Below are 21,454 nucleotides of genomic sequence, written 5' to 3'. Positions count from 1 at the left end.
ACAATTTGAGTACACAATCGTCTTGGGAAGAAGGCAACTTCTCCCGTTTTATCTGCACAGCCAATCATGGCTTTGCCCCTTATGCTCAGGAAGAGTTGCGCCGTACGTTTGGTGCGGTCAAGAGCACGGTACTTGTACCAGGAGAAATCTTGCTTGCGGGTCTGCCTGTAGCGGAGGAAGAAGTTGCAGGTAAGCTGTGGGCAGAGTATCCAACGTTTTTACGTCATATTCAGCCTGTTCAGTTTCAGGAGAATACAGAAGATTCGGAACAGTCTATCGAGAAATTGATTGCATTTGTGATGAATCATAAGGAACTGACCGGTACCCCTGTCGTGCTGCAGGTACGGAAGACAGAAGGGGCTTTTTGGCAAGAAAATGCGGCCTCATTGAAGCAATTGCTGACTGAAAAGTTGGATGAGCTAGGCTGTGAATGGGTTGTACGTGATGCTGATTATGTCATTTCCGTATTTGCTGCGAATGATATGTTGTATGCGGGCGTATCCAGACCTGAACAGAATCTGTCAGACTGGAGCGGGGGAGCCGTACGTTTTCAAAAAGAAGACGGACAAATCTCACGGGCCAAATTCAAATTGCTTGAAGCCGAGCAAACGTTTGGCATTGACTTTACTTCATTTCATAAAGCACTTGATATCGGCGCTGCACCAGGTGGATGGACCTCGTTCCTGCTTGAACGCGGGCTAGAAGTGACGGCGGTAGATCCAGCGAAGATGGATGCGACGCTACTGGCATCACCAAAACTTACTTTCTTGAAGAAAAATGCAGGGGATGTTCGTTTCCGCGAAGGAGAATTCGATCTGCTCGTATGTGATATGAGTTGGAGTCCGAAGCTGATGAGCCGACTTGTATCGGATCTTCTATATAGCCTTCAACCCGGGGGAACAGCCATCGTAACTGTGAAGTTATTGCATAAAAAACCGCTCGCGCTCATTAAAGATGTGATTGACACGTTTGAGCGTTCACGGATGCAGATTCAACGTTCCAAGCAATTGTTCCATAACCGGGAAGAGATTACACTTTATATGGTCAAATATTAAGAGATCTAGCCTTGATTAAAGCAGCTAAAGGTATTATGAAATTGATTCGATTAAGCCCATTAAATATTGTGCTTTACAATCTATTCCTGCCTGTACTATAATGATACCAATATTAACCATAACAAACCTGAGGGAAAGCATCCCGAAGTGAACGAAACCGGATATCCGGTCTGTTCTTCTTCGGTGAAGCTTTCCCTTTTTTGTTGTGTAATGAAGGAGGAATTGATATGAGACATCCGGCCAGGCTGGAACGCGGAAGCCTGCTGGGAGGTAGATATCGTATCGTATCCATTCTGGGTACAGGTGGAATGAGCCATGTATACGAGGCGGAGGATCTGAAGTTGCCGGGCAAGATCTGGGCAATAAAAGAAAGTGTAACGGCTATGCCATATGAAGGCAGTATGGAGACGGAGGCTGCTCTGCTGACATCCCTTCGCCATCCAAGATTGCCGCAAATCGTTGATTTTTTTGTCCCGGATGAAGATGGGTACACGTACTTGGTGATGGAATACATCGAGGGGTTAACGCTTAGTGAGTATTTCAAGCAGTGTCGTGGGAAGATCCCGATGGAGCAGTTGACGGAATTGATGCTTCAATTGCTGGATGTGTTGAGTTATCTGCATAATCTGAATCCACCTGTCATCTATAGGGATCTGAAACCATCAAACATCATGATCACGCCGGAACATGAAGTAAGATTAATTGATTTTGGCATCGCCAGAAGCTACAAAGCGCAAAGTGCCGAAGATACGGTCAAGTTGGGAACAGCTGGTTTCGCTGCACCTGAACAATATGGCTCAGGACAGACCGATGCCCGTTCCGATCTATATGGACTCGGAGCATTACTGCTGTATCTCATGACAAGTGGGGCGTATACAGAATGGATTCAGGGAGTGGAAAGCTCAATTCGAAGTGATGTACCGCGTACCTATATTCCTGTGGCGAGAAGACTGTTAAGGTATAACGCCGAAGAGCGATTCCAATCTGCCGATGAGGTACGGAAGGAACTGCTCCGAATACCTAGAGGAATAACTCCGGGTGGAGACGGGACGATGACCCTGAATGGTGGAACAAGAGTTATTGCCTTGACGGGAGCTTCATCTGGTGTAGGGGTTACCCACACGGCTATAGCTATCAGTCATTATCTCGAAAGGCAAAACTTCAAAGTAGCTGTGATTGAAATGTCACCTCGCTCCCAATCCTTTGCAAGAATTCAACAAATCGCTCAAGCGGGTAAACCGGTGCCCACAGGCAGACAGTTTGCAGTGGATGGTGTTCATTATTGGAAACAATCCGGGCGAGCGGATATTTTGTCTTTGCTTGGGGGGAGTTATCAATTCATCGTGATGGATCTCGGTAGTGGTCAGGACCAGAACCGGCTGGAAGAATTCTTGCGTGCAGATCTGCCTATTGTGATAGGCTCAGGTGCCGAATGGAGACAGGCGGAGATTGGGGCTTTTGTTCGATCACATCATCGGTATCCTCAAGAGAAATGGATCTATTGTCTGCCCCTGGCGGCAAGTGAAGCAGTTCAGCGCATTCGTAAAGCTCTGGATACATCGAGTGTATATGGGCTGCCGTTACATATTGACCCTTTTGACAAGGATGCACAGATGGATAAAGTGTTTTCTCATATTTTAACGCATATGATGGCACAGCAACCGAAGAAACGTTCGTTCTTTTCACGAAGGAAAGTACATGATTAGAGGAGATTACGAAAGGAGAGCCTCTTTTGTCTAAATTAAGAAAACAAAGCCGTCAACTGATCTATGCCGGGCTTATCGGAGCAGGAGCTGTAGGGGTGGTGTTCGGAGGATATGTTATTTACAATGTCAAAACGATGGGTGATGTCAGATCAGCTGTAGAAGCCCGTTATTTATCGGCATATGAGGAAAAGGAAGCTGAATTAAAGCAACAATGGAATTCGGGGGCACAAGGCTGGGTTACCATTCGGGATATAGAAGCAGGTGAACCGATATTGCCTGAGGATCTGAAGCTCGTTGCAGTCCCGGATGCACAGGCGCCCCGAAATCTTTGGTCTAGTACCAAGCAGATGGAAGGCCAAGTGGCCAAAATAGAGTTGAAAAAAGGAACAGCGATTACCACTGAAATGGTGTATGAGGATACACCTGCTCCGCCGGACTTAAGAAATCGAGAGCTGCAAGTTGTATTACTGCCATCCTCACTCGTAAAGGGCGATATAATTGATGTCCGTATCCAGTTCCCCACAGGACAGGATTATGTTCTCTTATCGAAAAAGAAAGTGGAACGACTCAACGCAGCTACCTTATGGATTACGATGACGGAGGAAGAGATTCTGTCACTCTCAAGTGCAATTGTAGATGCCTATTTACATAAAGCTTCAATCTATGCCTTAACCTATGTAGAACCACAGTTTCAGACACCTGCAATCGCAACGTATCCTGCCAATTCAGAAGTGTTAAAACTGCTGGAGAGTGATCCGAATATTGTTCGACGAGCCGAACAGGAGTTATCCAGACAGGTGCGAAGTTCGCTTGAAAGTTCACTGGCCGCTTCCATGACAGCACCGTCAAAAGGGGTTGAGCAGGATGTGGCACAATCCTCAGTTACCTATAACAGCCGCCCATCAGCGAATAATTCGGCAACATCGGATGGCGTGATGTGGAATGATGGTTCAGGTAACGGAGGAGGAGCTAATTCAGTTAGCATAAATGATGCTGCTGAAGCTTCACTAACAGAACAGCAGAGCCTGCTAACGGGTGGAGAGTAGAGATGAATCTGAGGTTTTGTTTTCAAACTAATATAATTCAGTTAACAAAGTATTAAAGAAATAGAAGGGAGTCGTGATATGTATGCATACATGGATCTTTGCAGGTTTATGTGAGAAGAACGATCTGATGCAGTATCTCTGCAAGATACTGGCTTCGACAGGTAACAGGGTCTTGCTTGTAGATGGAACGTTACAACAGAAGTATGGATACGGCGTAGGGGACAGTCAGCAGTCTTTGCGAATTACGGAATTTGAAGGTTTTGATATCGCTTGTTATTTTGTAACTTCAGCAGCTGTAGAGAATCATCTTGAAGTAAATGGAGAGAGGTTGGACAGCTATGACTATGTGTTATATGACATGGAGACCTCACACTTTGCTTCGCGTAATCTTTGGCTGAACGCTGATGTAAGAGTCTGGGTGAGTGATTATGAGCGGTTCAATCTGGAACGTGGCAAGGGCTGGTTGAAGCGGTTGCTTGAAGAACAGTCATTGCCTGGTGAGTTGTCATTTCAGCGGCTCTTCATTAACGGGGTCGACTGTAAGCTTGAAGCACGTTATTTGTTGGCGTATCTGGAGGGCAGCCCGTTTGTATGGACAGGAGAATCCTTAGTGCTTCCATGGGATGAGTTAACAGCGGCGGTTAAGCTTGAGAATGAGCATCATCGCAGAGTTCATCTTGGACCTTTGTCACGAAATTACAAAAAATCGTTGTGTCGCGTGGTCGAGCAGTTAACAGGTTGGGAAAGTGTTCGCAGCCGTCGTGCGATGAAAGAAGCAGAAAGGATGAGAGCATGAGCACCATTACCTTTTGGAGCCCTTTTGCAGGGACAGGTTGTACCTCAAGCACATTGATTAGTGCTTATGCAATGGCACTTCACTATAGGACAAGAGTGTTACTTGTTAATACAGGCCTTGTCGGAACTGGCACAGAAGCTGCTCTGCCATCCAATGAGGCGGATTCCACAGATTCCGTATTCTCCTTCGAAGAGGGTGGCTGGGATGCGGTTGAACGGCTGCATTCGAGCGGAAGTCTGAACAAGCACAATCTCAAGGATTATACCAAGCCACTGCTAAAGGAAAGACTTGATTTCCTGACCGGAAGAATGAATGAGATGGAACGTTCTCCGCAAGAACATGGTGAGACTGTGAAAAAGCTGCTGAATGTAGCTAACGAGTATTATGATCTGGTTCTTCTGGATGCGGATCATGCTGGTGTGGATTCGCAGCTCAAGCTGCAACAAGCGGACTATGTTGTCATTAATCTCGATCAAAATATGCGAAATCTGGAGTTGTTCTTTGAAGAAATCTTACCAGAACGAATGAACAAACAGAATATGCATGTTGTCATTAACAAATACGATCCGCAATCCCGCGCAACGCTTTCCAATATTCGGCGCCGGTTCAGATACAAAGGTTCGATATCTGCGATCTCGTACACAACCGGATACCTGGATGCAATGAATCGTCGAGATGTCGCTAAGTACTTGCAGTTGGAAAGTTTAAGCGAGAATAAGGATACTCGTAAAGGGAGCTTTGCTGCTAGCATGAGCGAACTCGCTCGCCTGATTATGGACGGCGCAGGAATGCGCACGGTTCTGAAGAGGCTGGAAAGGGGAGCCTGAACCTCCAATGCTCTGGAATACCATATGGATAAGTTTAATATTGATTCTGTGTCTGAACTATCTCTGGTTCAAATATAGAACGTTTCTTCGTGAAAAAAATGCCCGTATTCCTGAACAAGAATCGTTCACAATTGATATGTTGATTGAGAAGGTGAAGAACTCACTTCATGAGCTTAGTCATAGTCAACTCGCGGATGCGGGTCTGCACGAAGAAGAATATCGTCGAAGAATCAATCAACGTGCCGAGATGAGAAAAGCCCTGAAAGGTTGTGTTTCAGGCAGTATCAGCGACAAAACATATGTCAAAAACCTGATAGGAGATCTGCTGACCCGAAGTATAGGCCTGAACAAATCGAATGTAGATGAAGTTATTTTGTTTGCAGAACCAGATTTGTTGACGATTCAGGACCGATTCGAAATCGTGTTCTATTTGTACCGACAGCAATTCGGTGTGGATGCTCTTTCCCGAATGATTGATACCTACGATCTTGGCAGGCTGAGAATCGAGGAAGGTTCGGAGGACGGAGGGAGTTATTATATCTCTGAGGAGGATATTCAGTATGTGTTTGAATGCGAATATCGAGAGCTTGGATTCAGAGAAAAGACGGATATCATCGTGCAACGTATCTACCAACACTACAAAGGGTTCTCGGTTGTTGATGAGATAAGAGACCAACGTATTGACGGCGTCAGTGGTGGTGTCAGCGGTATGCTGGATACTGTTCATAATATGGGATTTCGAAAACCGGCATCATGGAATGATTTGCTGGATCAAGGACTGGATGATGATGCACATGAAGAACCGCTGAGCGGGATGGAAAGTGTATGGGTTTTCTATAAAGGTAAGTCCATTCATCTGTCCTTTCTGTCATTCGGCAGCATCCGTGAACTGAAACGGGTATGCCAGAATATATACAAATACAATTATCCGGGACAGTTGTCGGAAGCCAGTGGATACAAAGTGAATGAGATGAAAGACGGTTCCCGTGTCGTTGTGGTTCGTCCTCCTTTTGCAGAATCATGGGCGTTCTTCGTCCGGAAGTTCGATATTCCGAATGCTTCACTTGAACAATTGGTTACGGGTAACAACGCAAATCTGCCAATTACATTGCTTCAATACCTGATGAAAGGAAGCCGGATTACAGCTGTAACCGGGGCACAGGGATCTGGTAAAACAACGTTGCTTATGGCTATGGTCAAACACATCTATGCATCGTATACCCTTCGGGTGCAAGAGATGGCGTTCGAACTTCAATTAAGACGGATCTATAGCCGACGTAATATTTTGAGTTTCCGAGAGACAGAGCACATTTCAGGTCAACAAGGGCTTGATTTGCAGAAAAAGACGGATGGTACCGTCAATATTCTCGGTGAGGTTGCGAGTGATGAAGTAGCTGCATGGATGATTCAAATGTCCCAGGTTGCCAGTCTGTTCACCTTGTTTACCCACCATGCCAAAACCTTTCGTGACCTGGTCTTCTCCCTGCGTAATTCCCTACTTAAGACAGGCATGTTCCAACATGAACATATTGCTGAGGAGCAGGTTGTCAGTGTCATTAATTTCGATGTTCATATGAAGAAAGACGCTGAGGGACGAAGATATATTGAGCGTATTACGGAGTGTCTTCCTCGTGCGAATCAAGGTGACAGCGTGGAAGAGAGAGCAGGTTTTTCATTTCGTAATGTTGTGGAGTACAGAGATGGAGAATACGTTGCGACAGCTCCAATCTCTTCGGGATGCATGATGGATATGCGAGAACAGATGACACTACAGGATGCTGAGAGATTTGAACAGTTTATGAAGCAACACTGGGGTGATCAGCATGACAATTAAATGGATTCTGCTCCTCGTATTAAGTATTTGTGCAGGAGGGTTGCTGATCACGCTTCTGGTTTTGGGTGTGTTACGTCGCAGAGGAGGTGGTCCAGCAAGTCAATCTGGCGTTATTCTAACTCCCGGCGGGAAGGGATTTAAGGGACTGGGGTCACTTTTGTTACAGTCCTACCGCTTCGGAATGAAAGTCCCACTGCTATCATCCTATATTCTACAAGTGCAGAAGCGGATTTCATTCCGCCACGTTGGGGATGAGCCTTCACTTCGCAGACTGACGATGACAGTGGTTCTGATTATTTTGGGAGGATATGGAAGCATAAGTGTCATTCTGTTTCTTCTGCAGCCGGGTATCGCTTTTGTAATACTGTCCGTGCTCTGTGCTGTGGTGCTAAACAGCCTGGTGCTGGATATGTGCCTCAGTCGTATGGAGAAAAGGTTGCTGGTGCAGATGCTGGATCTCTTTGCAGATGTAAGGCATCGGTATCATCAGCATGGCATGGTTGAGGAAGCGCTCTATGAAGCCGCTGAAGCAGGAACAGGAGAAGCCGCGGAACAAGTAAGACTGATCTACGAAGCTCTAACTTCTCCAGATCCGAATGAAGCTCTTGAGCGTTATTATGAAGTGGCTCCCAATCGTTTTCTCAAAGGGTTCGCAGGCGTTTCCTATATGGTCATGGAGTTCGGGGATAAGGACAGAGAACAAGGTTCTATTTATCTTAAAGGACTTGGTAACCTAACTCAGGAGATTCATTTGGAGATATTGCGGCGTGATAAATTGGATTACTTGCTCAAAGGACTTAATATCATCGCACTCGCTCCGGTATTGTTCACCGCTCCGATCGAACGCTGGGCAAGAGTCAGTTTTCCAACGATGGATGAATTTTATCGCAGCAAAATCGGTTTTGTTACTAAAATATCGATCTATGTCATTATCATCCTTGCCTATTTGCTTTTGCAAAGGCTCCAACAATACGATGAGACCCGTTATCGGTCAGGCCATAAGCACTCACGGTTGGATCAGTTTCTGTACAAGCAGACCTTCATACGTAAAATGGCGATGTTGTTTGCGGCGAAACCTGGGAGTACACAATACAGCCAAACGATACGACTGATGAGGGAGAGCAGCTCGGAGCTGAAATATGAATGGCTTGCCATTCGTCGAGTGATGTTATTCGCAGGTTGTTTGGTCCTTACGATGGGCTGTATCTTACTCTTGCACCAGGTTGAACGTAACCACATCTTGCATGATCCAATCCGGGATGACCGAATGTTTGGCGCAATGGCTGAAGCGGATCTCAGGAAGGCCGAGGAAAAAACAGCTTTGGATCAATCCGTGCTGGAAAGTGTAGAAATGAACCGAGGAGCTACATACGAAGACATCTCCAAAGCGTTACAACAGCTCTCTCCCGTTCAGCTGGACCATGATACCCAGGCTGAGACGATCGCGCGCATTATGCAAAAACTAGAGGTGTATAACAAGCAATATGTACGCTGGTGGGAAATGATTATAGCGATTGTCATGGGTGTAGCAGGGTACTACATGCCCGTATGGCTCATGTTATTTCAGCGGAAAATGCGAAGGTTGGATATGCGGCATGAAATCTATCAATTTCAGACGGTGATTTCCATTTTGCGTGAGATGGACCGGATGTCTGTGGAGGAGATATTGGAGTGGCTTAATCGATTTGCCGTCATTTTCAAGCGTCCGCTGCAAAAATGTTTGTTGCATTTCGAACATGGGCCAGAGCTTGCACTTGAACATTTAAAGGAAGAGGCGGGTTTGCCCGAGTTCCAGCGACTGGTGGATAAATTGCAGCTTGCCCTTGGCAAAATCTCAATACGTGAAGCCTTCGATGATCTTGAAAGCATGATGGCATTCTATTTTGAACAACGCAAGCAGGAATACAGCAAAATGATTGATGTAAAAGCATCATGGGGTAGAACCATCGGATTTACACCTATGTATGCCCTTATCTTTTTGTATCTGGTCATTCCATTGGTCGGTATGAGCTTCTTGCAGATGAACATTTATTATGAACAAATTCAGAAACTGTAGCACAATTCATCTGTGTAACAGTCTGAAATAGTTTAATCACTTATAACTTGGGAGGATTTATCATGAACAATGCATCAAGCGCTTTGAAGGTGGCAGCAGGGATATTTTTGACGATCGCTCTGATCACAATTGTAGTTCTGTTATTTATTTCGGCTCAGGAGGCAACTAAGACGGCCCAGAACAATTTTGCTGATATTCAGACCGAATTGTCCCAGGCTGCATTTACGGTATATGACGGAACAACCATCAGTGGATCACAGGTAACGAATGCGCTGCGTAAATATGCGGACAAGGATCAGTTCGGTATTCAAGTTATTACAGGTAAAAATAAAGCGGGTCAATGGTACGGGAACCAATTGAATATTTCACAGGATCTCAATAATGCGGATTACGGCTCGGTTATTGCACCTGACGATAAAGTGGGGATTATTAACCAGACCATGAGTGAAAAAGACAATCAATATGTCAATCCAAGTGGTAAATTCAAAGCTATTATTGTAAAAGACCGTTCCAACGTGGTAAGAGGGCTGATCTTCCAGCAATCCTGACAGGAGTTGGTTTAACATGTCCCAGAATACCCAGTATCTTATGTTGTTTTGTACGGCGGTTGTCCTGTTTGTGACAGCCTGCCTGTACGGGCAACAGAATGTTAAGATTTTATCAGCGGCTTTGAACGACAGAGTACAGACAATAGCAGGTATGGAAGGTCGACTGACAACAACACTGCACACCACTAATCCCGATCAGTATAGTGGTGCGGAAGTGTTGCATACCGTGAGACAGATGACAGGCACAGGCATTCCTGTAGAGGTAGACGGAACTTCTTATGTGATCGATCCACTTGTCAGCAAAACAGCGACGATTCCTGTCCGGCTCGATGAAACCTACAGACCTGAGTTTATACGAAATGAAACTGGAGAACTGCTCAAGATTGTTTTTTGGAAGGAGGCCAGTGTGAATTGATTAATGCCGCATCCAAGCTGCTTGCCGTATTGCTCGCAGTCCTTCTACTCTATGTGTACCCGGCTGCTGAAACAGCCGATCGGCAGGATGATATAGCACGTATGACGGCTGTTCAGAATGTAACACGTTTTGTTGATGCTGTCCGAACGAAAGGATATATTTCACCTCGAATGTTAACTGAGTTTGAGGAGCAACTGGCCCAGACGGGCAATGTGTATGAGTTGTCGATGGAACATTTACATAAGAAATATATACCTCATTATACAGACCCGATGGACAACAACAGTTTTACCGGGACCTATGAGGTAGTGCAGGATGGATATTATGCAGCTCAGATTCGAGATAGGCTATTCCCATCTTCAGGTGTGATACCGGCTGATGATCCTAGTCGAAGATATACATTGACAACAGGGGATTTTTTCACCGTGACGCTCCAAAATACAAATCGTACACCTTCCATGCTTATTCGTGAATGGTTGAGTGGTACGGCTCAGGCTTCAGCTGTATTTGTCACATACGGAGGTATGGTTCTCAATGAAGATTACTGAGCTTTCCATTGTATTCGTGCTGCTCTTCTTCCCGCTCTTCTGGATCATCTCACTCCATACCCAAGATGCCGAAGAGGCTAACTATCTTGGACATCGATACAGATCTGCACTTCAAACCGCAGTTATGGATGCAGGTGCAGTGATGCATCAGAATGAGAAACAAAATGATGAAGCGGGTTATGATTCAACCAAGTTTGTCAAAGCGGACAAGGAGCTTGCCTTGATTACATTTACTCAGACAATGGCTTTGAATATGGGGATTCAGGATGATCCCGCAGCTATTCGAAACATGTTTAATTACATTCCTGCCGTAGTTATTCTGGATTATGACGGCTATTATATGTTGTCCACAGAAACGGAGTTGACAGGTAACCGTGAAGATTCTTTCAGGCAAGTGTGGAGCCCCAAGAGACCTTATACATATTCAGATTCAAATGGGAGCAGTATTAACTTTACATTGGACGACTACGTATATGCCTACGATGCAAGCGCAGGGAAATGGATTGAGGGATTTCAAAAAGAACTGGCTACAACCACACAGATTCCTTTGCTTCAGGACACCAACGTATTTGAACAAGTTAGACGAAGTCGGATTGTAACTACTGTGCAGAATAATCTGGCTGATGTGATTAACCGCCATAATGAGTTTGCCAGAAAGAACGGTATTTCCTATACATTTACGATGCCCCTGATTACGCAGGAAGATTGGTACAACTCTATTAATGATACAGGGGTTATGGCTTTTATCCAGGGTATAGGTGTGGGTGACCAGAAGATCAACAACTACGCAATTGGTGGAGGCAGACTTGTGAAGAAAACGGCCATCGTAGGTGGGGTAGATCCTTTAACGGGTATCAAGTACTACTATCCCTCCACATGTGGTAATGGTTACCGTGCCGAAGAAGTGTTCACAGACGCAAGAGAAGCAGCTGCACAAGGCTATTTCGAATATAACTGCTCTAATCGTTAGGGGAGCTTGTACAACAAAATTATGGAAGAGGTTCCTGAACTGTTTACATTACTTTCAGAAAAGACAGAACCTGTGCTAGAATAGGGTTTCGGAACAATTACAAAAGTAATGTCTAATAGATAGGAGCAACCTCATCTTATGAGTTTATTGTCAGTAGAGAACGTGAGTCACAATTTTGGAGATCGCACTTTATTTAAAAATGTATCGTTTCGCTTACTTGCCGGAGAGCGAGTAGGACTTGTTGGTGCCAATGGTGTAGGTAAATCCACACTAATGAACATCCTTACCGGTAAATTGCTTAAAGACAGTGGAAAAGTGGAATGGACACCTAAGGTCCGTTATGGATATCTGGATCAGCACACGAAGCTTACGCCAGGCAAAACCATTCGTGACGTACTTAAGGACGCATTCCTTCCGTTGCTTGAATTGGAAAAAGAAATGATGAATATTACGGACCAGATGGCAGATGCAGATCCAGATAAGCTGGAGCAGTTGCTGGAAGAGATGGGCGATATTCAGGAACAACTGGAGCAGGGCGATTTTTATCTGATTGACGTAAAAGTGGAAGAGATGGCCAATGGTCTTGGTTTGTCTGCGATTGGTCTTGATCGGGATGTCGCAGCTCTAAGTGGTGGACAACGCACCAAGGTGCTTCTTGCCAAGCTTCTACTTGAGAAACCTACAGCCCTTTTGCTGGATGAGCCTACCAACTATCTGGATGTAGAGCACATTGAATGGCTGTCACGTTACCTGAAAGATTACCCACACGCGTTTCTTCTAATTTCCCATGACACGGAATTCATGAATGAAGTCGTAAATGTTATTTATCATTTGGAATTTGCCAAATTAACGCGATATGCAGCGAACTATAACAAGTTCCTCGAGATGGCTGATATGAATAAAGCCCAGCATATTGATGCATACGAGAAGCAGCAAGAGTATATCAAGAAGCAGGAAGATTTCATTCAGCGTAACAAGGCACGTGCTTCAACTTCAGGTCGAGCGAAGAGCCGGGAGAAGCAATTGGACAAGATTGAACGTATTGATCGTCCAGATGAAGCGGCTAAACCAACGTTCAAATTCAAGGATGCCCGCGCGAGTAGCAAAACGGTCTTTGAGGGCATTGATTTTGAAATTGGATATACGTATCCTTTGCTGCCTAAGATGACAATGACAATTGAACGTGGTGAGAAAATTGCCATTGTAGGTTGTAATGGTGTGGGTAAATCGACACTGCTGAAAACCATTCTGGGAAAAATATCTCCACTCAGTGGAAAGACTTTCTTGGGAGATTATCTCGAAACGGCATATTTTGAACAGGAAGTTCGTGCTGGAAATATCACACCGATTGAAGATGTCTGGAATGAGTTTTCACATTTGACCCAGAACGAAGTCCGGGGGCATCTCGCTCGCTGTGGGTTGAAAAATGAGCATATTACCCGTCCGCTTAACATGCTGAGTGGTGGAGAGCAAGCCAAGGTTCGTTTATGTAAACTCTTGATGCGTGAAAGTAACTGGATTCTATTCGATGAGCCGACAAACCATCTGGATGTCACAGCCAAAGCGGAGTTGCAGCGTGCCTTGCAAGAATTCAAGGGAACGGTGTTGCTGGTATCTCATGAACCTGATTTTTACGAGGGTTGGGTCACGAAAACATGGAATGTCGAAGAATGGTCTGAGAAAAACTAGACAATTCAAGCAACGTTTAACAGAAATGAACGGTGACAAAAAAATCCGTCTATGGTAACATAGGCTACAACTTCATATGAACACTAGGGGGGCCGCACGATGCGGCTGAGATGGAAGAATGCGATTCCGGACCCTTTGCACCTGATCTGGATCATACCAGCGTAGGGAAGTGGCGCGCGGGTTTCAGTGAATGACGTGAGCAAACGGGAATTCGAAAGAATGTCAATCGTTTGCTTAGCGAATTGAAACATGCAGTTCCGAGTATAACGTTATGGTTACAAATTCCATAGCTGTTTTTTACGAAATGAACTGTATGCATCAGTCAGTCATCTGATTCAATAATTAATACGCAGCCACTCCCCTACGGGAGTGGCTTTTTTGTGTTTTACATAGCATTGATGCATGGAAGGAGATGAACGGTACGGCAATTTCTCATGAACATGTACAAGGATCATTTGAACTGCATGTTGTATCTACGGGGGCTGGAGATCAAGCAACATTTGTAAAAGTTGCAAAAGACGTCTGGCCATGGGTGGACTATATTCACATACGAGAGAAACAACTCACATGGCAAGAAAAGGTCGATTGGGCTGAAAGTCTGCGTGGTGTTGGCGTTCCATTTTGCCGGATCGTCATCAATGGTTCAGAGCTGAATTCGCAGAATGAAAACTACGGCGGTGTCCATTGGGGGCAAGAGGCTATACGTAACTACAACAATGATGTCCTAAGCAATGTGCAGCGACTTCGTCTGGGGGTATCTGTTCATTCCATGGATGAGGCAAAAATCGCTGAAGAACAGGGAGCCGATTACCTTTTCTTCGGGCATGTCTACTCAACCAACAGTAAGCCTGATCTTGAACCAAGAGGATTGAATGCTCTTGCTGAAGTGTGCAGGTGTGTCTCCATTCCTGTCATTGCGATCGGGGGCATTGAACCGGGAAACATTCACGCGATTCGCTCCGCAGGGGCACGGGGAGTCGCTGTGATCTCGAATGTATGGGCGAGCGATTCACCGGATCGGGCCGCTGCATCTTTAAGGCAGGCTATCGTTGGTACAGAAAGTCTGAGCCGCTGAAAAAGGAGATGAGATGATGAAAGAGATCGTGACTGATAGACCGGATAAGATTCATGCAGAAACGATTATTGTAGGCGGAGGCGTCATTGGCTGTGCCATTGCATATGAGCTTGCTTCTCGTGGACAGGATGTACTGTTGGTAGAGCGTTCGGCGATTGCAGGAGGGACTTCTTGCGCAGCGGCTGGAATGCTGGCGGCAGACAGTGAGGGTTTTGCCCATCCTTTGATGGCTAAGCTTGCCAGGCAGAGCAGAAAGTTACTTCATGAGCAACAGATGCTAATGGCTACACTCAGCGAGGTAGAGGTTGGTCTGCAACGCCATGGATTCCTAACTCCTTTTCGTTCATACAGTGAATTAAGTAGTTATAAGGACAATCGGAAGTCTGTGTTGTCAGCTTCTGCTGATGAGGTGTGGTGGGACCGTTACGCTGTGCAACAGGAGGCATCGTGGCTTAACAGGGATACGTATGGAGCCTACTACAGGCCTTACGAGAGTGAGGTTCTTCCAGTCCATCTGACAAAGGCATACGCTGAATCCGCTCAAGCAATGGGAGCGCGGGTGATGGAGGGCATACAGGATATACATGTGCAAGCAAACGAATACGGCGTTCAGGGAATCACCACATCGATCGGTGAGATGACATGCAAACATGTCGTTATAGCTGCTGGATTACAGAGCGAAGATTTGTTGAGACATGTGAATCTAAGCTTGCCTGTGTGGTCGGTAAAAGGAGAAATAGCCGCCGTTCAGTTCTCAGCTGAACATGCAGGGTACAGACCTGACAGAACGGTGTACGCAGAGGACATCTATATTGTTCCCAAAGCCAATGGAGAGGTTTGGCTCGGGGCAACCAGTCTGCCAGGCAGAACGGATCTGAATGTTTCTGTACAGGGTATTCAGAAGTTATTAACAGCGGCTACCCGCTGGGTGCCTGGGATGAAAGAGGCACAATTTTTGCGGGCGTGGGCAGGCGTAAGGCCGGCAACTCCAGATGGTCTGCCTTATATAGGTGCTTGCGAAAGTGTTCCCGGGCTGTTTGCGGCCTTTGGACATTACCGTAACGGTATTTTGCTCAGTGCGATAACAGGCAGACTAATCGCTGAATTGCTCGCGGGCAAAAGCTCAGAAGAGCTCGGAATTGAGACGCTGAGCCCTGAGCGATTGAACAGAAAGGGAGTGGTGCAGTGAATATCATCGTTAATGGTCAACGGATGGAGATAGAAGACAGATTGAATCGCGTGGATAAACTGCTTCAATCTTTTGACCTGCAAGTCAAGACTGTAGTTGTCGAGCTGAACAGGCACATCTTAACGCGTGAGTATCATGAGACGACGGCATTAAGAGAAGGCGATCGAATCGAGATTGTACATTTTGTAGGAGGCGGTTGATGATGTTGAACATTGGGAAATATACGTTTGAATCCAGATTGTTGCTCGGAACAGGCAAGTTTTCGGATCTGGAAGTGCAAAGTCAGGCTGTGGAAGCATCTAAAACGGAAGTATTAACTTTTGCTGTTCGTCGTCTGAATTTGGAGGAACGTAACCAGAAGCATTTCCTGGATACGTTGGATCTGGACAAATACACCCTTCTTCCGAATACGGCTGGGGCTTCCACTGCGGAAGAGGCGGTGCGGATTGCCGAGCTTGCGCGGGCTTCGGGACTTTGTGATATGATAAAAGTCGAAGTCATCGGAGATGGAATTACGTTGCTCCCAGATCCGATTGAAACGTACAAGGCTTGCGAAATTTTGCTTGAAAAGGGCTTCACGGTGTTGCCTTATATTTCGGATGATGTCATTCTGGCCAAAAGGCTACAACTGCTTGGCGTACATGCTGTAATGCCTGGTGCTTCTCCCATCGGAGCTGGCAGAGGCATCATTAATCCCTATAACCTTGAGATCATCATTGAGCAGGCCGTAGTGCCTGTAATTGTGGATGCAGGATTGCGCTCCCCAAAAGATGCTGCTTATGCGATGGAACTTGGTGCAGATGGCGTATTGTTGAATACAGCTGTATCTGGATCAGGAGATCCAGTGAGCATGGCTAAAGCGATGCGATTGGGGGTAGAGGGAGGTAGGCTGGCATATGAAGCAGGCATGATCCCTGTAAAGCGTTATGCAGCAGCCAGTAGTCCGGTGGAAGGAATGGTTCATACATGACAGATCAATTAACATCCTCAGAACAGGCCGATCGGTATTCCAGACAGGAACGCTATGCGCCGCTGGGTAAGGAAGGCCAGTCCAGATTAAAGGGCAGCAGAGTTTTAATTGTAGGTGCCGGCGCACTCGGAACAGGAATTGCAGAAACGTTAGTTCGTTCAGGAGTTGGGCACATAACGATCGTGGATCGTGATTATGTGGAGTGGAGTAACCTGCAACGACAGCAATTATATGTAGAACAGGACGCAATTGAACGGATGCCGAAGGCGATGGCGGCGGAGAAACGTTTATCTGCCATTAATTCCGCGGTTCATGTGCAAGGGAAAGTGTTGGATGTCAGAGTAGATGAGTTGGAAGAACTCGTTCAGCATGCAGACTTGATTATGGATGCAACGGATAATTTTGATACTCGGCTACTCATTAATGATATGTCACAGAAGCACCGTATTCCCTGGATTTATGGTGGATGTGTGGGTAGTTACGGCATCACCTACACGTTTATGCCCGGAGATACGCCATGTTTAAATTGTTTGCTGGGTGAAGTCCCTCTGGGTGGAGATACCTGTGATACGTCTGGCATCATACCCCAAGCGGTACAGATGGTAACGGCGAATCAGACAGCAGAAGCGATGAAGTTACTTAGTGGCAATGCAAATGCATTGAGACGCAAGTTGTTGTCATTTGACGTGTGGAGGAACGAGTACATATCCATCAATGTGGATGGTGCGAAAAAGCAAGACTGCCCTTCCTGCAGCGATTCGGCAACGTATCCTTATCTTTCTGCGTCCAACCTGGAGAAAACCGATGTGCTATGTGGCAGGGATACCGTTCAGATCCGACCTGCACGGCGAATGAATCTGGATCTTCAACATACGGCTGATCGTCTGGATAGACTTCAAGAAGGTAAAGTGGAATCCAATCCGTTTCTGGTTTCTTTTACAACAGGAGTCTATAGAATGGTCATTTTCCAGGATGGACGTGTTCTTGTGCACGGAACAAAAGACACAGCTGAAGCACGTACGCTCGTTCACCGCTACTTTGGTTAAAGCAAGAAAGCAGCAAAGTCTGTTCCCTGAAGGGAATGGACTTTTTCATTTTACGGCATGCTAACTGTACCAACCATTGCTGCCAGCAGTGGGACAGAGACAGGCCGGGTGAAAAACAGTGAAAACAGCCATTTTGCTGATTGGAGCAGGAGAGCAGGTCAGCCTTATTCAGGACGTATTATGTGCCGAAGGGTATGAGGTGCACCGAAAGGAAAGGCCTGAAATAGACATATCCGTTAAGAATTCGTTATCACACATCAACCTGATCATCCTGGTAGACCAGGGTGAGGGGGAGGCGAATCGAAATCAAAATGGTAAGGCAGAGTTGAAACAATGGATAGATAAAGGACAGGTTGTACCCCTACTGGTTATCACATCAAACGCATCTCCTCAATTCATTGTGGAATGGCTGGATTTCGGAGCTAATGACGTAATGGAGGAACCGATTCACTTGAACGTGATGCTGGCCAGAATACGAAATTTATTGCGTGTTTTCGCGAATGCAACACCAGAGGGCGAAGAAGTTATTGTAGTCCATGATCTTAAAGTGAATTTGCGTTCAAGGCGGGTAAATCGTGCGGGTGAATACCTGACATTAACACCTAAAGAGTACGAGTTACTGGAATTCCTGGCCTTGCATGTGAATGAAGCATGTACAAGGAGTGATATTTTGCGGGAAGTATGGGGATATGAGTATGCCATGGATACCAACGTCGTGGACGTGTATATCAAACATCTGAGGGTTAAGGTGGACAAGGGAAGAAGTGTGAAACTGATTCATACGGTGCGTGGGATCGGTTACATGCTTCATGATAAAAATTAGATTAACCTCCGAATTCCATGAAACTCCAGTTTAGACTGTGGCGAAAAAAGGGTAAATAAAAAGACCGGAACATATCGTCCGGCCTTTACTTATTTAATAATATATAACTCTACAGTACACGACGAGCTTTAATATACGTTCTTTCCCAAGTACCGGAATTCAGATCCGAAAGGGTTACGCCTGGAGATCCATACGTATGCAGAATCTTTCCGTTCCCTGCGTACACGCCTACATGAGTGATGTTGGAGCCAGTAGAACGGCTACCGCTGGAGAAAAATACCAGATCGCCTACACGCAGATTAGCTTTGGACACAGCTTTGCCTTCTTTGGATTGTTTCACGGAAGTGCGCGGCAAGTCTACACCATACTTTTTGAAAATATATTTCATAAAAGAAGAGCAGTCAAAAACTTTGGTAGTTGATGTTGAAGCACCAAATTTATATGGAGTTCCAGTAAATTGTTTACCATAGTTAACAATCTGTTGGCCTGTGGACACAGATGCAGTTGCTGCCTGTGCAACAGGTGCGTTAGTCATTAGTACAGCTCCAAAACCTAGTGTAGCGCACAACCCGACGGTTACGGCCTTTTGGACAAAGATGTTTGTTTTCATATTAGTTAGTACCTCCAAAATTCGTTTTCGTTAAGTTGCTAGAGCGAGTATAACAGCTTTGTAACAGCCTAGAAATTGGATAGGTACGTGTGATCCCTTGCGCCACAGTGGTTTGGGTATGTTTATTAAAATATAATTAAAAATGTCAAAAAATTAATCATTGACGAATGAGAAACAAAGATGAAATAGAAAAGACCCTTGATTATCAAGGGTCTTTGTTGTGTAGGAACCTATTTTCTTAACGAAATCACTGGTTACAAAAAAGTAATAAATAACGATGAAGCATGCTAATAGATTCAATCTTTGCTCTGAATAATCAGTAGTAAGCCACTATCGATGGTGACTGTACCGGAAGTGCCTAAGAGTTGGTTGCTTACACCTAAGGATTGTCCCATGCGAATGGTGGCTTGATCCAACGGATACATGAAACCATCCAGAGTTATTCCTGTAACTTCATGAGTCAAAGGGAGTAGAGAAACATATTTATAGTCCCGGTGTTCAACCACAGCTTTGGATGTTGTCAATGTCATATAGTTATGCTTGTCCTGAATTACACAGGAAATATGATGCTGCATCGCGCGAACCATAATATGTACATTAGCGAGTGTGTGATCCATCCGAGTACCTGTAGCACCCAACATCAGGATGTGAGAAGGTTCGTGATCCAGCGCTGTCTCAAAAGCCATTTCCGTATCGGTAAGATCCTTATGAACAGGGTCGCATGAAATAAACTGAATGCTATTGTTGCTAACAATCGTTAGTTCCTCTTCAGTAATAGAATCAAAATCTCCGACTGCAATATGAGGCTGAATGCCATGTTCGATCAAAAATAATGCACCGCGATCAGCTGCGATAATCATGTCATCATCTCTTATTTCCTGAAGTAACTCAGCAGATAGATTCCCGCCTGTAAAAATAACAATCCGTTTCACCGTCATTTTATTTCATCCTTCCTAATTCTTTCACCAAACCAGTATAATCCACAAAATGTGGTTGCACAATTTCGGTGCTCGCGGATACAATGGGTAGAGCGACACGGAGATGACTTGAAAAGTGAGGTTTGAACAGGTTGGACTTACACATTTTTGAAGTATTCAGCATTATAGGTACCATCGCATTTGCAATGTCCGGTGCCTTCGTAGCAATGGAAGAGGAATATGACATTTTGGGTGTACTTGTACTTGGACTTGTGACTGCATTCGGAGGCGGAATTATCCGAAATGTACTTATAGGTATACCTGTAACGACACTATGGAGTCAGGGATCACTTATCATGTTGGCCTTGGTATCTGTAGCAATTGCGTTTGTGCTGCCACTCAAGTGGATTGGTCACTGGAAGCGAACAGAGGCCTTGTTCGATGCAATCGGACTCGCAGCATTTGCAATTCAAGGGGCATTATACGCGGCAAATATGGGACATCCCATTAGCGCAGTTATCGTTGCAGCAGTAATGACCGGTATTGGTGGAGGCGTTATTCGTGATGTGCTCGCTGGACGTAAACCGCTTGTATTGCGTGATGAAATTTATGCTGTATGGGCAATGACAGCTGGCTTTGTCATAGGTATGGGTTGGTTAACAACGAATGTTGGGCTATTACTTTGTTTCGCGGCTGTGGTGTTCTTCCGGATGTGTTCTGTACATTATAAATGGAAGCTACCGCGTCGTTCGTTGGTGCCATCGGAGACAGGGAACGTCAATCCTCAGCCAGAGAGCATCGTGACACAACCAACACCGTCGGTACTTCAAGGTACGCTAAGTAAGGGGGATTAATATGATTCATGTTTTGTTTGTATGTCTAGGTAATATATGTAGATCACCAATGGCTGAAGCAGTCCTGCGTAACAAAGTCCTGGAGAAGGGGCTTGAACATCAGATTCGTGTGGACTCAGCAGGTACAGGGGACTGGCACATTGGTAAACCTCCGCATGAAGGGACTCGGAAATTGCTGGATTCATACCAGATTTCTTATGCCAACATGGCAGCGAGACAATTCGCCAGCGAAGACTTTACTCAGTTTGATTATATTGTGTGTATGGACAATTCTAATGCAGATAATGTGCGCAACGTTCCAGGCGGAGCTGAGGCGGACATCATCAAGTTCATGGACATGCTTCCGAATGAGAAGCTTAGAGAAGTACCAGACCCGTATCATACAGGCAATTTTGAAGAGGTGTATGAGTTGGTTAATGCAGGCTGCGATGTTTTGTTGAGAAAAATTGAAGCGGAACATTCATTAGCTTAGTAATAAAC

Annotated in this window: 22 protein-coding genes and 1 riboswitch; of the genes, 20 read left to right on the top strand and 2 right to left on the bottom strand. The window is 45.4% G+C overall.

Annotated elements, in window-relative coordinates; genetic code table 11:
* Positions 1–5 precede the first annotated feature (5 nt).
* From PAHA3_RS11750 to PAHA3_RS11665, 18 genes are all read left to right on the top strand, one after another.
* On the top strand, positions 6–1,055 hold the full coding sequence (locus tag PAHA3_RS11750) for an SAM-dependent methyltransferase (protein ID WP_062834897.1): 1,050 nt from the start codon (positions 6–8) through the stop codon (positions 1,053–1,055).
* A gap of 227 nt (positions 1,056–1,282) precedes the next feature.
* Positions 1,283–2,761, top strand: coding sequence for a serine/threonine protein kinase (locus tag PAHA3_RS11745; protein ID WP_062834896.1), 1,479 nt, complete (start codon positions 1,283–1,285; stop codon positions 2,759–2,761).
* 26 nt (positions 2,762–2,787) lie between these two features.
* Positions 2,788–3,807: an SAF domain-containing protein gene (locus tag PAHA3_RS11740; RefSeq protein ID WP_062834895.1), complete on the top strand. Its 1,020-nt coding sequence runs from the start codon at positions 2,788–2,790 to the stop codon at positions 3,805–3,807.
* 82 nt (positions 3,808–3,889) lie between these two features.
* Positions 3,890–4,603 carry a hypothetical protein gene (locus PAHA3_RS11735; RefSeq protein ID WP_062834894.1) on the top strand — a complete coding sequence of 238 codons (714 nt, stop codon included), beginning with the start codon at positions 3,890–3,892 and terminating at the stop codon, positions 4,601–4,603.
* On the top strand, positions 4,600–5,430 hold the full coding sequence (locus tag PAHA3_RS11730; RefSeq protein WP_062834893.1) for a ParA family protein: 831 nt from the start codon (positions 4,600–4,602) through the stop codon (positions 5,428–5,430). The genes PAHA3_RS11735 and PAHA3_RS11730 overlap by 4 nt, the downstream gene beginning before the upstream one ends.
* A 7-nt stretch (positions 5,431–5,437) precedes the next feature.
* The gene (locus PAHA3_RS11725) at positions 5,438–7,264 is read left to right on the top strand and encodes an ATPase, T2SS/T4P/T4SS family (RefSeq protein WP_062834892.1); all 1,827 of its coding nucleotides are present in this window, start codon (positions 5,438–5,440) and stop codon (positions 7,262–7,264) included.
* The gene (locus PAHA3_RS11720) at positions 7,254–9,320 is read left to right on the top strand and encodes a hypothetical protein (RefSeq protein WP_062834891.1); all 2,067 of its coding nucleotides are present in this window, start codon (positions 7,254–7,256) and stop codon (positions 9,318–9,320) included. Before PAHA3_RS11725 ends, PAHA3_RS11720 begins: the two co-directional genes overlap by 11 nt.
* Positions 9,321–9,382: 62 nt before the next feature.
* Positions 9,383–9,868 carry a hypothetical protein gene (locus tag PAHA3_RS11715; RefSeq protein WP_062834890.1) on the top strand — a complete coding sequence of 162 codons (486 nt, stop codon included), beginning with the start codon at positions 9,383–9,385 and terminating at the stop codon, positions 9,866–9,868.
* A 16-nt stretch (positions 9,869–9,884) separates the two neighbouring features.
* The gene (locus tag PAHA3_RS11710; RefSeq protein WP_062834889.1) at positions 9,885–10,283 is read left to right on the top strand and encodes a hypothetical protein; all 399 of its coding nucleotides are present in this window, start codon (positions 9,885–9,887) and stop codon (positions 10,281–10,283) included.
* Positions 10,280–10,831 carry a hypothetical protein gene (locus PAHA3_RS11705; protein WP_062834888.1) on the top strand — a complete coding sequence of 184 codons (552 nt, stop codon included), beginning with the start codon at positions 10,280–10,282 and terminating at the stop codon, positions 10,829–10,831. Before PAHA3_RS11710 ends, PAHA3_RS11705 begins: the two co-directional genes overlap by 4 nt.
* Complete coding sequence (locus tag PAHA3_RS11700; protein WP_062834887.1) at positions 10,818–11,801, top strand: hypothetical protein; 984 nt, start codon at positions 10,818–10,820, stop codon at positions 11,799–11,801. Before PAHA3_RS11705 ends, PAHA3_RS11700 begins: the two co-directional genes overlap by 14 nt.
* A 138-nt stretch (positions 11,802–11,939) precedes the next feature.
* The gene (locus PAHA3_RS11695) at positions 11,940–13,490 is read left to right on the top strand and encodes an ABC-F family ATP-binding cassette domain-containing protein (RefSeq protein ID WP_062834886.1); all 1,551 of its coding nucleotides are present in this window, start codon (positions 11,940–11,942) and stop codon (positions 13,488–13,490) included.
* Positions 13,491–13,565: 75 nt separating this feature from the next.
* Positions 13,566–13,675: riboswitch (TPP riboswitch) on the top strand.
* A 227-nt stretch (positions 13,676–13,902) separates the two neighbouring features.
* Positions 13,903–14,565: a thiamine phosphate synthase gene (locus PAHA3_RS11690; RefSeq protein WP_062834885.1), complete on the top strand. Its 663-nt coding sequence runs from the start codon at positions 13,903–13,905 to the stop codon at positions 14,563–14,565.
* A gap of 16 nt (positions 14,566–14,581) precedes the next feature.
* A complete protein-coding gene (thiO, locus tag PAHA3_RS11685) occupies positions 14,582–15,754 on the top strand; it encodes a glycine oxidase ThiO (protein ID WP_062834884.1) in 1,173 nt (390 codons plus the stop codon).
* The gene (thiS, locus tag PAHA3_RS11680) at positions 15,751–15,954 is read left to right on the top strand and encodes a sulfur carrier protein ThiS (RefSeq protein ID WP_062834883.1); all 204 of its coding nucleotides are present in this window, start codon (positions 15,751–15,753) and stop codon (positions 15,952–15,954) included. Before thiO ends, thiS begins: the two co-directional genes overlap by 4 nt.
* Before the next feature lie 2 nt (positions 15,955–15,956).
* Positions 15,957–16,724, top strand: coding sequence for a thiazole synthase (locus PAHA3_RS11675; RefSeq protein WP_062836079.1), 768 nt, complete (start codon positions 15,957–15,959; stop codon positions 16,722–16,724).
* On the top strand, positions 16,721–17,770 hold the full coding sequence (locus PAHA3_RS11670; RefSeq protein WP_062834882.1) for a ThiF family adenylyltransferase: 1,050 nt from the start codon (positions 16,721–16,723) through the stop codon (positions 17,768–17,770). The genes PAHA3_RS11675 and PAHA3_RS11670 overlap by 4 nt, the downstream gene beginning before the upstream one ends.
* 118 nt (positions 17,771–17,888) lie before the next feature.
* Positions 17,889–18,593, top strand: coding sequence for a response regulator transcription factor (locus tag PAHA3_RS11665; protein ID WP_062834881.1), 705 nt, complete (start codon positions 17,889–17,891; stop codon positions 18,591–18,593).
* A gap of 109 nt (positions 18,594–18,702) precedes the next feature.
* Here the strand turns inward: PAHA3_RS11665 and PAHA3_RS11660 are convergent, their stop codons facing one another.
* Entirely contained in the window at positions 18,703–19,203 is a 501-nt protein-coding gene (locus tag PAHA3_RS11660; protein ID WP_062834880.1) for a C40 family peptidase, read from the bottom strand.
* A gap of 296 nt (positions 19,204–19,499) precedes the next feature.
* Entirely contained in the window at positions 19,500–20,141 is a 642-nt protein-coding gene (locus tag PAHA3_RS11655) for a thiamine diphosphokinase (RefSeq protein WP_062834879.1), read from the bottom strand.
* Between the two features lie 131 nt (positions 20,142–20,272).
* Here PAHA3_RS11655 and PAHA3_RS11650 point away from each other — a divergent pair, with 131 nt between their 5' ends.
* Together PAHA3_RS11650 and PAHA3_RS11645 are read left to right on the top strand one after the other, a co-directional pair.
* Complete coding sequence (locus PAHA3_RS11650) at positions 20,273–20,974, top strand: trimeric intracellular cation channel family protein (RefSeq protein ID WP_082762786.1); 702 nt, start codon at positions 20,273–20,275, stop codon at positions 20,972–20,974.
* 1 nt (position 20,975) lies between these two features.
* Positions 20,976–21,446: a low molecular weight protein-tyrosine-phosphatase gene (locus PAHA3_RS11645; RefSeq protein WP_062834878.1), complete on the top strand. Its 471-nt coding sequence runs from the start codon at positions 20,976–20,978 to the stop codon at positions 21,444–21,446.
* Positions 21,447–21,454 lie beyond the last annotated feature (8 nt).

This window comes from Paenibacillus amylolyticus (genome assembly GCF_001570725.1).
In the GTDB taxonomy this organism is placed as follows: Bacteria; Bacillota; Bacilli; order Paenibacillales; family Paenibacillaceae; genus Paenibacillus; species Paenibacillus amylolyticus_A.
The sequence above is the reverse complement of the archived record's forward strand: the minus strand, read 5'-3'. Positions and strand labels throughout refer to the sequence as shown.